Below are 12,602 nucleotides of genomic sequence, written 5' to 3' on the forward strand. Positions count from 1 at the left end.
GCTCAGCGGGTGGGGACCGGCGTGTCGTCCTGCCTCGGGAACTCGACCGCGGGGCCGGCCTCGCCGCGATCCCAGACGCCCTCTCCGGTCCGCGCCGGGACGCCTTCGGCGGCTTCCTCGGGCTCGGCGCCGCGGCGGCGGAGTTCCGCCGGGAGCACCAGCAACGCCACCGCGAGCCCCACGCCACCGACCGCCGCGAATCCCCAGGCCGGCGACGTCGCGTCCATCACCATGCCCGCCAGCGGTGCGCCCAGCGCGACACCCACCGTCAGAGACGAGTTGTGCCAGCCCATCGCCTCGCCGCGGGCGGCGGCGGGGGTCAGCCGGCTCACCGCGTCCGCCGTGGCGGTAATCGTCGGGGCGCACAGAGCGCCCGCGGGCAGCAGGAGGAACCCGAGCAGCCACCAGTGACTGCCGCCCAGGCCCACGGGGATCGTGAGCAGGGCCATCGGGGCCAGCAGCAGCAACGGCGACAGGCCTCGCTTGACCGTTCCGTACGCGAAGCCGCCCAGCAACGAGTAGGCGGCCCACATGGCGAGTACCGCCCCGGTCCACTCGACCTCGCCGGAGTGCTGGAGCACGGCCACCACCGCGACGTCCGTGCCGCTGAGCACCAGGGTGGCGGCGCTGCTGGTGGCCAGCACCGCGATCAGGCGGGGTCGCAGCCAGGCGCTGCGAGGGACCCGCTCGCCGGCCGAGATCGGCGCCTCGTCCTCGCCCCGGATCGGCGGGTTGAGCAGGTAGAGGCCGATGCCGGAGGCCAGGATGCCGGCGCCGACGGTGAACATCGCGACACGCGCCCCCGCGGTCGTGGAGATCAGGACGCCCAGGGCGGGCCCGGCCATGAACGACAGCTCGGTGGTGATCGAGTCGAGCGCGAAGGCGGGCAGCCGATGGGACTCCGGGGCCAGCGCGGCGATCGACTGCCGGGCCACCGAGAACGCGGGGAGCGTCAGGAACCCGCCGATCAGGGCGGCGACGAGCAGAGCCCAGTACGGCAGGGACTGCGCCGCGGTCCAGAACGTCACCTCGGCGGCGGTGGTGAGCACCAGCACGGGCCGCAGCCCCTTGCGGTCGGTGATCCGCCCCAGGACGGGAGCGCCCAGCGAGCCACCGATGGTGAAGGCGGCGCCGACCAAGCCGGCGGCGCCGTACCCGAGGTGGAGATCCTGGGTGACGTGCAGCGTGAGCACGACCGTCCCTGCGGTGATGGGTATCCGGGCGAGGGTCGCCACGATGAGCAACGACGGGATACCGCGCAGGGCGAGCGTCTCCCGGTAAGGCGTGAGTGTCATTACGGTCCTAACCTCCGCCCGACAGTGTCCGCCAGGGGTACGACATTCCCAACGGATTTGACGGAGCTCACCCCGGCCCCGGCACGAAGAAGCCCGCCCCGGCCGATTGCCGGGGCGGGCTTCTGGTGTCAGTGCCTACTTGTGGTCGCTCAGGTCTTCCTGGTAGGTCGCACCGCCGTCGGACTCGCCGGTCAGCGGCCGGGCGCCGCCCTCCGGCGGGCCGGCGAGGGATTCGCCCGCGGCGAGCTCGGGGTACTTGGCGTCGAACGCCGGGCGCTCCGAGCGGATCCGCGGCATGCGGTCGAAGTTACGCAGCGGCGGCGGACAGGACGTCGCCCACTCGAGAGAGTTGCCCGCGCCCCACGGGTCGTCCACCGTGACGAGCTGGCCGACCTTGTACGACTTCCAGACGTTGTAGATGAACGGCAGGGTCGAGGCGCCGAGCACGAACGCGCCGATGGTCGAGATCATGTTCAGCGTGGTGAAGCCGTCGTCGGGCTGGTAGTCGGCGTAGCGGCGCGGGAAGCCCTCGGCGCCGAGCCAGTGCTGCACCAGGAACGTGGCGTGGAAGCCCAGGAACGTCAGCCAGAAGTGGATCTTTCCGAGCCGGTCGTCGAGCATCCGGCCGAACATCTTCGGGAACCAGAAGTAGATGCCGGAGAACACCGCGAACACGATCGTGCCGAAGAGCACGTAGTGGAAGTGCGCGATGACGAAGTACGAGTCCGACACGTGGAAGTCGATCGGCGGGGCGGCGAGCAGCACGCCGGAGAGGCCACCGAACAGGAACGTGACCAGGAAGCCGATCGCGAACAGCATCGGCGACTCGAAGCTGATCTGGCCGCGCCACATCGTGCCGATCCAGACGAAGAACTTCATGCCGGTCGGTACCGCGATCAGGAAGCTCAGGAAGCTGAAGAACGGCAGCAGCACCTGGCCGGTGACGAACATGTGGTGCGCCCACACGCTCATCGACAGGGCCGCGATCAGCAGGGTCGCGCCGACCAGACCCTTGTAGCCGAAGACCGGCTTGCGGCTGAAGACCGGGATGACCTCGGTGATGATGCCGAAGAACGGCAGCGCGATGATGTACACCTCGGGGTGGCCGAAGAACCAGAAGAGGTGCTGCCACAGCATCGGGCCGCCGGTGGAGATGTCGAACACATGGGCGCCCAGCACCCGGTCGGCGGCCAGCGCGAACAGCGCGGCGGCCAGGAACGGGAAGACCATGATCACCAGAAGGCTGGTGACCAGGATGTTCCACGTCATGATCGGCATCCGGAACATGGTCATGCCCGGCGCCCGCAGCGTGATGATCGTCGTGATGATGTTGACGCCACCCAGGATGGTGCCCAGGCCGGACAGCGCCAGGCCGACCACCCACATGTTGCCGCCGACGCCCGGCGAGTGCAGGTCGTCGCTGAGCGGCGTGTACGCGAACCAGCCGAAGTCGGCGGCGCCACCGGGGGTGAGGAACCCGCTGATGGTGATCGTGCCGCCGAACAGGTACAGCCAGTAGGCGAAGGCGTTGAGCCGCGGGAACGACACGTCGGGGGCGCCGATCTGGATCGGCACCACGAAGTTCGCGAAGGCGAACACGATCGGCGTCGCGAAGAACAGCAGCATGATCGTGCCGTGCATCGTGAACATCTGGTTGTACTGCTCGGGCGACAGGACCTGCATGCCCGGCCGGGCCAGCTCGGTGCGCATGAGCAGGGCCATGAACCCGCCCAGGATGTAGAACACGAAGGCGGTGATCATGTACATGATCCCGATCTGCTTCGCGTCCGTCGTCCGCAGGATCCGCGCGAGGGCCGAGCCCTTGACCTGCTGCCTGACCGGCCATGGCCGGGTCACGATCGGCTTAGGCGCAACGGTCGTCACGGATGTCCTCCGGTGTCTCGTTTCGTCCCACTGCGTACGCCTGAGATCAAAGGCGTACTCCGCAGGCAGAATAGTCCCCCGCCGACCTTCGGCGAGCACGGGGTGACCAACGACCATCCACGTCTCAGAACGGCTCCACGAGCGGCCGGTAGTGACCGGTGAAGATCTGCTGGCCCCGCCTGCGCAGCATAGGGTCGCGCTCGACCGGGATCTCGTCCCGGGTCCGGTCCCGCTCGTGGGTCTGCTCGCGGACCAGGTCACAACGGTCCCGCCGGCGTCCTTCATATGCCCGCAGGGCTGCGGAAACGTCGCCACCGGCGGCGCTGAGCACCTCGCCGAGGACGACGGCGTCCTCCAGGGCCATCGCCGCACCCTGGGCGAGGCTCGGCGCGGTGGCGTGAGCGGCGTCACCGACCAGCAGCACCGGCCCGGCGGTCCAGGCGTCGATCGCCACCTCGTCGGTGCGGGCGACCTGCACCTTCTCCACGGCGTCGAGGATCGCCGGCACGCATCCGCCGAAGTCGCCGAACAGCTCGCGCAGCCGTGCGCGAGGATCCGGCGGATTGGGCATCCCGGGCTCGGCCGTCTCGTCGGCGTAGCAATACAGCCGCCGGCCGCCCATCGGCATGGCCACGAACTGGCAACGGTCGCCGAGGAACGCCGTCCAGTCGCTGAGCACGGGCCCGCCGCTGACCACGCTGCGGTAGACGATCTGCCCGGTCGGCACCGCGGCGCCGCCGAGGCCGGCCTTTTCGCGGATCGTGGAGCGCCGCCCGTCGGCGCCGACCACCAGGTCGTACTCCGCGACGCTGCCGTCGCCGAACTCGACCTTGGCAGCGCCGTCGATGATGGCCAGGTCACGCACAGCGGTGTCGTAGCGCACCGCCCCGCCGACGCCGGTGAGCAGCACCTGCTGCAGGTCGGCGCGGGACAACGCGCGTGACTCCCCCACTCCGGCCCAGAGCGCGGCGACATCCAGCTCGAAGAGCTCGCCACCGGCGCTGTCCAGGAAGACCTGGCGGAAGATCAGGTCGCCGAGGGGCCGCAGCGGCGCGTCGAGGCCCAGCAGGCGCATGGCGCGCGACGCGTTGCCTGGCAGGAAGATGCCGGCGCCGGGGCTCATCGTGGCGGGAAGTTCCTCCACCACGTCGGGACGGAAGCCGGCGATCCGCAGCCCCCTGGCGGCGGCGAGACCACTGACACCAGCGCCCACGACCAGGATGCGCAAGGTCATCGCAGCAACGCCTCCGAGGGGTGGTGGATACGCGTCGGAGCCAAGACACTACCCGGCGCCACTGACGCTTGAAACCCACGATCATCGCGGCGTCCGATTTGTTCAAGACGAACACTCCAGCGTGCTCGTAGCGTATCGCTCATGGCACCTACCTTTGCTGCGATCGGCCTAGCGGTGGCCGACATGGGAAAGTCACTCGCGTTCTATCGCCGGCTCGGCCTCGACATTCCGGCCGGTGCCGAGGACGCGCCGCACGTGGAAGCCACCCTGCCCGGTGGCGTCAAGGTCATGTGGGACACCCATGAGACCATCCGGTCGTTCGATCCGGACTTCTCCGTCGTTCCCGGCGCCGGACGGATCAGCCTCGCCTTCGCCTGCGCCGGTCCGGCCGACGTGGACCGTACGCACGCCGCCCTGGTCGAGGCCGGCCACGAATCCCATCTGGCACCGTGGGACGCACCCTGGGGCCAGCGCTACGCCGTCGTGCTCGACCCCGACGGCAACGGCGTGGACCTCTTCGCACCCCTCACGTGACCAGCTCGCTCAGCGGCACCCCGGACAGGGCCTTCACGTCGCGCGCGAGGTGGGCCTGGTCGGCGTAGCCCGCCGTCACCGACACGTCGGCGAACGGACGGCCACGCCGGGCCAGCCCCACCGCCGTCTGCAGCCGCAGGATCCGGGCGAGCGTCTTGGGCCCGTACCCGAAGGCGGCCCGGCATCGTCGTTGGAGCTGCCGGGAGCTGAGGCCGCAGGAGTCGGCGATCGCGCCGACCGGCACGCCGGCGCGCGCTCCCGCGGCGACCGCGACCATCGTCCGGTCCGGGGTCCGCCATCGGCGCCGGGCGAAGTCCTCCAGCGCCGCGAGCGGGTCGCCGGCCTCGGCCAGCGGGCGCACCCGGGCCGGCGTCACCATGTCCGCCAGGGGCACCCGGCGGTCGGTGAGCTCGTCGGCGGGCACCCCGAGCACCGCGGCGCCGACGCCGTCGGCGAACCGCAACGCGACCAGCGTGCTGCCGGGCGGCGCCGCGGCGAGCTGCGCGGTCGTGTCAGGGCCCGCCACGAAGACGTCGCCGTCCTGCCAGATCACGTCGAGGCAGCCGTCAGGCAGAATCCGCTGGATCGTGCTGCCCGGCGGCACCGTGCTGCGCCAGGCGACGACGTGCGGCAGGCTCGAGGCCCATTCGGCGTACATGAGGCGACCCTGGCACGGGGGTACGACAGTTCCGCGGCCCGCTCGGAATGACAACGGTGTAGTCCCGGCGGACAATCGGCACATGGCCGACCGTCTGGACGAGTACCGGCGCAAGAGGGATGCGCGCCGCACGCCGGAGCCGGTGCCCCGGGTGCGGCCCCGCCCGACCGGCCGGAACAGGTTCGTCATCCAGCAGCACCACGCCCGCAGCCTGCACTGGGACGTCCGCCTGGAACGCGACGGCGTGCTGGTGTCGTTCGCCGTCCCGCGCGGGTTGCCCCGCGACCGCGCCCGCAACCACCTGGCCAAACACACCGAGGACCACCCGCTGGAATACCTCGCTTTCCACGGCGAGATCCCGGCCGGCGAGTACGGCGGCGGCCGGATGACCATCCACGACCACGGCACCTACGAGACGGACAAGTGGCGCGACGACGAGATAGGCGTCACATTCCACGGCGACCGCACCCACGGCCGGTACGTCTTCTTCCAGACCGGCGGCCGGGACTGGATGGTCCGGCGGATGGACCCGCCGGAACCCGGCTGGGAGAGCATGCCCGACGCCATGGCACCCATGCTCGCGACCCCGGCCCCCGGCCTGCCCCCGGACGACCACGACTGGGGCTACGAGCTGAGCTGGACCGGCCGCCGCACCATCGCGTACGTCTCCGGCGGCCGGGTGCGGCTCACCGACGCGGAGGGCACCGAGGTGACCTCCTGGTATCCGGAGCTGCGCCCGCTCGGGGAGGCGATCGCGCCGCTGGAGGCCGTCCTCGACGGAGAGATCGTGGCCTTCGACGGCCCGGCCGTCTCGCCGGAGCTGCTCGCCCGGCGCAAGGCACCGCGCGACTCCGCGGCCGCACGCCGGGCCGCCGAGCGCACGCCGGTGCACTTCCTGGTGTACGACCTTTTGTGGCTGGAAGGCCACTCCACCGTGGAGCTCGTCCGCTACGGCGAGCGCCGCGAGCTCCTGGATGGACTCGACCTCGCCGGCGACCACTGGCAGACGCCGCCCTACTTCAGCGGCGGTGGCGAGTTCGCCCGGGACGCGGCCCGGGCCCAGGGCCTGGACGGGATCGTCGCGAAGCGCCTCGACTCGCCCTATCTGCCGGGCCGCCGCAGCCGCATGTGGCTGACGATCGGGACCTGATTTTCCTTCAGTGAGGCCCCCGCCACCCGATCATGAGGTTTCCTCGGCGGAAGGGTCGGTCACCATGAGTCACTCGCTGCCGGAATCCGCCGATCTCTGGAACTCCGCCGTCGCCGTCCTCGGTCGCAGCCTCTCGGCACCTCCGACGAGCTGGGACGTCGCGGTCACCGCCGTGGGGCTCGCGTACGTGAATCCCACCCGGGCGTGGCGTGACCTGCGTCATCTGTTCGAGGGGCAGTGGCCCGACGGCCGCCTGGCGCACAACGGCGCCGGGCTCGTCCGGCCGCCGTTGCAGGCGATCGCCGCCTGGGAGGTCTACCGGCGGGCGGCCTCACACGGCGCGGTGTGCGCGTACGAGGCCGGCGCCGAGCTCGCGTGGCTCTACCCGCGGCTGGTGGCGCAGCAGGAGTTCCTGACCCGCGGACGCGACGCGGGCGGCGCCGGGCTGGCGAGCATCGTGCACCCGTGGGAGTCGGGGCTCGGCGACAGCCCGGCGTGGAACGCGGACCCGGCGCCCCGGCCCGGCTTCGCGGTCGAGTGCCCGGCCTTCAACGCGATCCTGGCCGCCGCGGAGCTGGCCCTCGTGCACCTCGCCGCGGTCGTGGGCGCGGACCCGACGGAACACCGCCGGCGCGCCCGGAAGATCACCGACGCCGTCGCCACGCGGCTCTACGACGGTCGGACCCGCAGCTTCCACTGCCGGGACGCGCGCACCGGCGTCCTGAGACCCGCATCGGGCGTCGACGGCCTGATGCCGCTGCTGCTGCCGGATCTGCCGCGGGAGCAGGTCGAGGCGATCATGGCGCAGGCCGGCTCCCCGCCGGGCGCTGAGACGATCCGGATCGACGTCACCTGGCTGCTGCGGCGCGGCATGCTGGTGCACGGCTACCTCGGCGCCGCGGAGGAGCTGCGTACGGCGATGATCCGGCTGGTGCACCGCGGCGGACTCCACGAGTCGTTCCATCCGTCCACCGGCGAGGGCGTCGGCGCCCCGGCCTCCGTCCCGGCCGCCGCGCTCTCCCTCGATCTGCTCACCGACCGTTCCGTTCCCGCGTACGCGCGGGCGGCCTAGAACCGCTCCGCCCCGATCGTCGTGTCCGGGCCGTGCCCCGTGTGCACCACGGTCTCCGGCGGCAGGGGCAGCAGCCGGTCCCGGATCGACCGCTCGATAGTGGGCCGGTCGCTGTGGGAGCGCCCGGTCGCCCCCGGACCGCCCTGGAACAGGGTGTCGCCGGTGAAGACGCAGCCCAGCTCGGGTGCGTACAGGCAGACGGCGCCCGGGCTGTGGCCCGGTGTGTGCAGCACCCGCAGGGTCGTCCCGGCCGCCTCGATCTCCTGGCCGTCGCTCAGCGGCGCCGGCATCGGCAGGCCCGGATGCGTCAGCTTCCACAGCACCTCCTCCGCGGGGTGCAGCAGCAGCGGCGCACCCGTCGCGGCGGCAAGCTCCGGAGCGACCCGGACATGGTCGTCATGCGCGTGGGTGAGGACGATGGCGGCGACCTCGCGGCCGTCCACCACCCGCAGGATCTCGGGTACGGAGTGCGGTGCGTCCACGACTACGCAGGTGGCGTCGTCGCCGATCACCCACACGTTGTTGTCCACGTCGAACGTCTCCCCGTCGAGGGAGAACGTGCCGCTGGTCGCCGTGTGATCGACGCGGGCACCCATCAGAAGATCACCACCGAGCGCAGCACCCCGCCGGCGTGCATCTTGGCGAACGCCTCCTCGACTTGGTCGAGGCGGATCTCCTCCGTCACGAACGCGTCGAGGTCCAGCCGGCCCTGCCGGTATAGCTCGGTCAGCAGGGGGAAGTCGCGGGTGGGCAGGCAGTCACCGTACCAACTGCTCTTGAGGGCACCGCCGCGGCCGAAGACGTCGAGCAGCGGCAGCTCGACGGTCATCTCCGGGGTCGGCACCCCGACCAGGACCACGGTGCCGGCCAGGTCGCGCGCGTAGAACGCCTGCCGGTACGTCTCCGGCCGGCCGACCGCCTCGACGACCACGTCGGCGCCGTGGCCGCCGGTGAGCTCCCGGACGGCCTCGACCACATCCGCGTCCCGCGCGTTGATCGTGTGGGTCGCGCCGAACGCCCGGGCCCACTCGAGCTTCTGGTCGTCGGTGTCGACCGCGATGATGGTGGTGGCGCCGGCCAGCGCCGCACCGGCGACCGCGCCGTCGCCGACACCGCCGCAGCCGATGACCGCCACGGAGTCGCCGCGGGTGACGCCCCCGGTGTTGATCGCGGCGCCGATGCCCGCCATGACGCCGCAGCCGAGCAGGCCGACGGCGGCGGGCCGGGCGGCCGGATCGACCTTGGTGCACTGACCGGCATGGACCAGCGTCTTCTCGACGAACGCGCCGATGCCCAGCGCGGGAGACAGCACGGTGCCGTCCTCCAGCGTCATCTTCTGCGCCGCGTTGTGCGTCTCGAAGCAGTACCACGGCTTGCCCCTGCGGCAGGCGCGGCAGTCGCCGCAGACCGCCCGCCAGTTCAGCACGACGAAGTCGCCCGGAGCGACGTCGGTGACCCCGGCCCCGACCGACTCCACGGTGCCCGCGGCCTCGTGGCCGAGCAGGAAGGGAAAGTCGTCGTTGATGCCGCCCTCGCGGTAGTGCAGGTCGGTGTGGCACACCCCGCAGGCCTGGATCCTCACGACCGCCTCGCCGGGGCCGGGATCGGGCACGACGACGGTGGTGACCTCGACGGGTGCACCCTTGGCCCGGGCGATGACTCCGTTGACTCGCTGGCTCATGCCGACCACCTTGCCACCGCGCGGGCTGGGCGCGAAGCATCGAGCGAGGTTCAGCTCGCCGGGGACCGCAGGAGAGCTTCGCAGAGCTTGCCGAGCTGGCCGGCCTGGGCCGCGGTCAGCCGGTCGAAGACGAGCTGCTGGACGGCCTCCACGTGCCCGGGCGCCGTCTCCTCGACCTTGCGGAAGCCCGCGCCGGTCAGCACGGCGATCTGGACGCGGCCGTCCTCGGGATCGCGTTCGCGGCGGATCCAGCCCCGCGCCTCGAGCCGGGCCGCCACGTGCGAGAGGCGGGACAGCGAGGCGCTCGCCTTGCGGGCGAGGTGGCTCATGGGCAGGCGGCGATCCGGTTGCTCGGACAGTGTGGCGAGAACGAGGTATCCCATGTGGGTCAGGCCCGCGTCCCGCTGGAGCTGGCCCTCGAGCGCGGCCGGAACCTTGACGAGCACCTCGACGAACGCACGCCACGTCCGCTGCTGCTCGTCCGTCAACCACCGCGGCTCATCCATGGCTGCAGGTTAGTGGACCTGCCCGCGCCCGAACGCCGGGTGTCTCAGCAGCCAGAACGTTGATCGAAGCCCTTGATCGCTCAGGGTATCGTTCCGGCGCGGCGCCGGGATCGGGCTGGCTGGGGGGCCTCACCCGGTCCCGGCGCCTCCTGGCGCGAACGGTCAGGACTGCGGGGGCTCGTCCTTTCCGGCCTCTTCCATCGCGTCCGCCTGTTCCTTGGTCTTGTGCACCGCCCCGTCGGCGTGCTCCGGCGGCCCGTAGACCGTGTAGAGCACCATCGGGTTCGGGCCCTCGTTGACGAAGTTGTGCGTGTGACCGGCCGGCACCACGACCAGGTCCCCCTGGTTGACCTTGCGGTTCTTGCCGCTCACCCGGGCCTCGCCGGTGCCGCTCACGAACGTGAGAATCTGGTCCACCTCGTGGACCTCCTCGCCGATCTCGCCGCCGGGCGGGATCGTCATGATGACGAGCTGGGTGTGCTTACCCGTCCAGAGCACGCGGCGGAAGTCCGGGCTCTTCTCGGCAACGGTGGCGATCGTGTAGTGCTCCATGCCAGGGGCGATACCCGCAACCGTCGCGCCGCAATCGTGGTGGGCGCGCCCGGCGCGGGGTCAGGAGCGGCGCAGGCGGGGAGCCGGTCCCAGCGCCGACAGCGGCTCAGGCCGCCCGATCAGATAGCCCTGCACGAAATCCACCCCGAACTCGCACAACATCCGCATCGTCGCCTCGTCCTGCACGAACTCCGCGACGGTGTGGATACCGTACGCCTGGCAGACCTGCACCAGCGCCCGCACCAGCACCTGGTCCTGCGGGTTGTGCACCAGGTTCCGCACGTACTCGCCGTCGATCTTCACCAGGTCGATGGGGAACAGCCGCAGGTAGCGGAACGAGGCGTATCCCGAGCCGAAGTCGTCGAGCGCGAGCTGGCAGCCCAGGTCCCGGATGCGGTCGGCGAAGTGGCGGGCCTCGCTCAGGTTGCCGATCAGCGCCGTCTCGGTGATCTCGAAGGTCAGTTGCTCCGGGTTCACCCCGTACCGGTCGATCAGCGTCTCGACCTCGGCGGTCAGGCGCGGGTCTCCGACCGTACGCCCGGAGAGGTTGATCTGGAAGGAGTGCGCGGGCAGCGAGGCCGCGACCTCCATCGCGCGCTCGACCACCCATAGGTCGATGTCGTAGACCGCGTCGAGGCGCTCGGCGGTGTCGAGCACGTGGATCGGCGACTGCGGCTCGCCGTGCTCGTCCAGCACCCGCAGCAGCAGCTCGTGGCGCAGCACCAGGTTGGTCTGCAGCTCGAGGATGGGCTGGGCGAAGAGGGTGAAACGGTCGGTGCCCAGCGCGTCGGCCACCCGGTTGCGGTAGGAGCCCTGGCGGTCCTTCACCGGCACCGGGTCGGCGACCAGCGTCAGCGGGCGGTCCGCCTCGCGCGCCTGCCGCCAGGCGTGCTCGGCGTCGATGAGCAGCTCGTGGCTGCCCGCGTCGCCGCCGGGCCGGAACCGGACGAGACCGCCCCAGGCGCGGGCGTGCACCCACGCGTCGGGCAGCACGAACGGCTGCGACCGCAGCGCCTCGACGAAGAGGTCGGCCTGCCGCCGGGCCATGACCCAGGACGCTCCCGGCAGGAGGACGCCGACCTCGTTGGGCCCGACGCGGCCCAGCAGACAGTCCGGCCGGACGAGCCCCTCGAGGACCCGCGCGGCCCGGTGCAGCAGGTCGGCGTTGAGGTCGAACCGTACGCCGTCCGTCCGGTCCGGTTCGACCCGGACGATGAGCAGTGCTCCCCCGCCGCTGCGCTGCGCCCGGTCGATCTCGTCGGCGAAGCGCGCCCGAGTGTGCAGGCCGGTCGCGGGGTCGGGGTCGACGATGGATGCCTGAACGGTCTCCCCCCGGCGGGACAACCGGGCGACCTCGCGACGGGCCCGCTCACGGGCGGAGACATCACGCAACGCACCCTTGACACCTCTGACCGTGCCATCGGGGCCGGCGACGGCCTCCAGGCGGCAGTCCACGTCGAACCAGCCGCCGTCGGCGTGCATCAGCCGCAGGGTGATCCGCACCGGCTCGCGCGCCGTCCAGGCGCGGGTGATGGCGCCGAGGGCCTTGGCCCGGTCGTCGCGGTGCACGTGCCGGGCGAGGAGCTGGCGGCTGACCTCGTTCTCCCTCGGCGGGCGGCCGAGCAGCACGGCGAGGCCGTCCGACCACACGATGCGGTCGCCCTCCGCCAGATAGGTGAAACAGGCCTCTTCGTCCGCCGGGCTGCGCGACTCCGGCAGGTACGGCGGACGGGGCCCGGCGTTCGGGCTGAGCCGGGGACGGCGGGAGAGCCGGCCGCGCAGCGCACGAGGACGCGGGAAGCGTTCGTCTGGTGCCGTCATGCGTCCCCGCCCCCTCTCCCTGATTCGATATCCCTGACCTATTACGACCCGTCACCGCTCCATGTAACAGGGGACGATCGCGTCAATGTTTTCGCAGCTCGGCCAACAAAACAATGAACAGGCAGTTCTCGACCGATCAGACGGTGATTCCGACCGATCGGCTGACGCGTCTTCCGCGCCTCGCGGCCGTCCGGAGCGTACGAATTCCATGACGG

At 71.5% G+C, this 12,602-nt stretch carries 12 protein-coding genes; 3 read left to right on the plus strand and 9 right to left on the minus strand.

Going from position 1 to position 12,602, the window contains the following annotated elements:
* Positions 1-2: 2 nt before the first annotated feature.
* From EDD30_RS13340 to EDD30_RS13350, 3 genes are all read right to left on the minus strand, one after another.
* A complete protein-coding gene (locus EDD30_RS13340; RefSeq protein ID WP_071808542.1) occupies positions 3-1,295 on the minus strand; it encodes an MFS transporter in 1,293 nt (430 codons plus the stop codon).
* 135 nt (positions 1,296-1,430) lie between these two features.
* Positions 1,431-3,179, minus strand: coding sequence for an aa3-type cytochrome oxidase subunit I (ctaD, locus tag EDD30_RS13345; RefSeq protein WP_071808543.1), 1,749 nt, complete (start codon positions 3,177-3,179; stop codon positions 1,431-1,433).
* A 124-nt stretch (positions 3,180-3,303) separates the two neighbouring features.
* Positions 3,304-4,413, minus strand: coding sequence for an FAD-dependent monooxygenase (locus tag EDD30_RS13350; RefSeq protein WP_071808544.1), 1,110 nt, complete (start codon positions 4,411-4,413; stop codon positions 3,304-3,306).
* 141 nt (positions 4,414-4,554) lie between these two features.
* Between EDD30_RS13350 and EDD30_RS13355 the strand changes: the two genes are divergently transcribed.
* A complete protein-coding gene (locus EDD30_RS13355) occupies positions 4,555-4,947 on the plus strand; it encodes a VOC family protein (RefSeq protein WP_071808545.1) in 393 nt (130 codons plus the stop codon).
* On the opposite strand, the gene EDD30_RS13360 is transcribed toward EDD30_RS13355, so the two are convergent.
* The gene (locus tag EDD30_RS13360; RefSeq protein WP_123678273.1) at positions 4,940-5,605 is read right to left on the minus strand and encodes a helix-turn-helix transcriptional regulator; all 666 of its coding nucleotides are present in this window, start codon (positions 5,603-5,605) and stop codon (positions 4,940-4,942) included. The genes EDD30_RS13355 and EDD30_RS13360 overlap by 8 nt on opposite strands.
* A gap of 82 nt (positions 5,606-5,687) precedes the next feature.
* On the opposite strand from EDD30_RS13360, the gene EDD30_RS13365 reads away from it, so the two are divergent.
* Together EDD30_RS13365 and EDD30_RS13370 are read left to right on the plus strand one after the other, a co-directional pair.
* Complete coding sequence (locus tag EDD30_RS13365) at positions 5,688-6,755, plus strand: DNA polymerase ligase N-terminal domain-containing protein (RefSeq protein WP_071805996.1); 1,068 nt, start codon at positions 5,688-5,690, stop codon at positions 6,753-6,755.
* A 64-nt stretch (positions 6,756-6,819) separates the two neighbouring features.
* Positions 6,820-7,827, plus strand: a complete 1,008-nt coding sequence (locus EDD30_RS13370) for an MGH1-like glycoside hydrolase domain-containing protein (RefSeq protein ID WP_071805997.1) — start codon at positions 6,820-6,822, stop codon at positions 7,825-7,827.
* Here EDD30_RS13370 and EDD30_RS13375 read toward each other — a convergent pair.
* The 5 genes from EDD30_RS13375 to EDD30_RS13395 form a co-directional block, all read right to left on the minus strand.
* On the minus strand, positions 7,824-8,423 hold the full coding sequence (locus tag EDD30_RS13375) for an MBL fold metallo-hydrolase (protein ID WP_071805998.1): 600 nt from the start codon (positions 8,421-8,423) through the stop codon (positions 7,824-7,826). The two genes, EDD30_RS13370 and EDD30_RS13375, sit on opposite strands and share 4 nt — an antisense overlap.
* Positions 8,423-9,508 carry an S-(hydroxymethyl)mycothiol dehydrogenase gene (locus EDD30_RS13380; protein ID WP_071806002.1) on the minus strand — a complete coding sequence of 362 codons (1,086 nt, stop codon included), beginning with the start codon at positions 9,506-9,508 and terminating at the stop codon, positions 8,423-8,425. The genes EDD30_RS13375 and EDD30_RS13380 overlap by 1 nt, the downstream gene beginning before the upstream one ends.
* A 50-nt stretch (positions 9,509-9,558) precedes the next feature.
* Positions 9,559-10,014, minus strand: a complete 456-nt coding sequence (locus tag EDD30_RS13385; RefSeq protein WP_071805999.1) for a MarR family winged helix-turn-helix transcriptional regulator — start codon at positions 10,012-10,014, stop codon at positions 9,559-9,561.
* Positions 10,015-10,176: 162 nt separating this feature from the next.
* The gene (locus tag EDD30_RS13390; protein ID WP_071806000.1) at positions 10,177-10,566 is read right to left on the minus strand and encodes a cupin domain-containing protein; all 390 of its coding nucleotides are present in this window, start codon (positions 10,564-10,566) and stop codon (positions 10,177-10,179) included.
* A gap of 60 nt (positions 10,567-10,626) precedes the next feature.
* A complete protein-coding gene (locus tag EDD30_RS13395) occupies positions 10,627-12,387 on the minus strand; it encodes an EAL domain-containing protein (protein ID WP_084556444.1) in 1,761 nt (586 codons plus the stop codon).
* Positions 12,388-12,602 lie beyond the last annotated feature (215 nt).

Origin of the sequence: Couchioplanes caeruleus (genome assembly GCF_003751945.1) — a bacterium.
Lineage (GTDB): Bacteria > Actinomycetota > Actinomycetes > Mycobacteriales > Micromonosporaceae > Actinoplanes > Actinoplanes caeruleus.

Coding starts and splice junctions, on each gene's coding strand:
- EDD30_RS13390 (WP_071806000.1), bottom strand. CDS start 10,566: ATGGAGCACTACACGATCGCCACCGTTGCCGAGAAGAGCCCGGACTTC.
- EDD30_RS13375 (WP_071805998.1), bottom strand. CDS start 8,423: ATGGGTGCCCGCGTCGATCACACGGCGACCAGCGGCACGTTCTCCCTC.
- EDD30_RS13385 (WP_071805999.1), bottom strand. CDS start 10,014: ATGGATGAGCCGCGGTGGTTGACGGACGAGCAGCAGCGGACGTGGCGT.
- EDD30_RS13340 (WP_071808542.1), bottom strand. CDS start 1,295: ATGACACTCACGCCTTACCGGGAGACGCTCGCCCTGCGCGGTATCCCG.
- EDD30_RS13360 (WP_123678273.1), bottom strand. CDS start 5,605: ATGTACGCCGAATGGGCCTCGAGCCTGCCGCACGTCGTCGCCTGGCGC.
- EDD30_RS13380 (WP_071806002.1), bottom strand. CDS start 9,508: ATGAGCCAGCGAGTCAACGGAGTCATCGCCCGGGCCAAGGGTGCACCC.
- EDD30_RS13395 (WP_084556444.1), bottom strand. CDS start 12,387: ATGACGGCACCAGACGAACGCTTCCCGCGTCCTCGTGCGCTGCGCGGC.
- EDD30_RS13355 (WP_071808545.1), top strand. CDS start 4,555: ATGGCACCTACCTTTGCTGCGATCGGCCTAGCGGTGGCCGACATGGGA.
- EDD30_RS13370 (WP_071805997.1), top strand. CDS start 6,820: ATGAGTCACTCGCTGCCGGAATCCGCCGATCTCTGGAACTCCGCCGTC.
- EDD30_RS13350 (WP_071808544.1), bottom strand. CDS start 4,413: ATGACCTTGCGCATCCTGGTCGTGGGCGCTGGTGTCAGTGGTCTCGCC.
- EDD30_RS13365 (WP_071805996.1), top strand. CDS start 5,688: ATGGCCGACCGTCTGGACGAGTACCGGCGCAAGAGGGATGCGCGCCGC.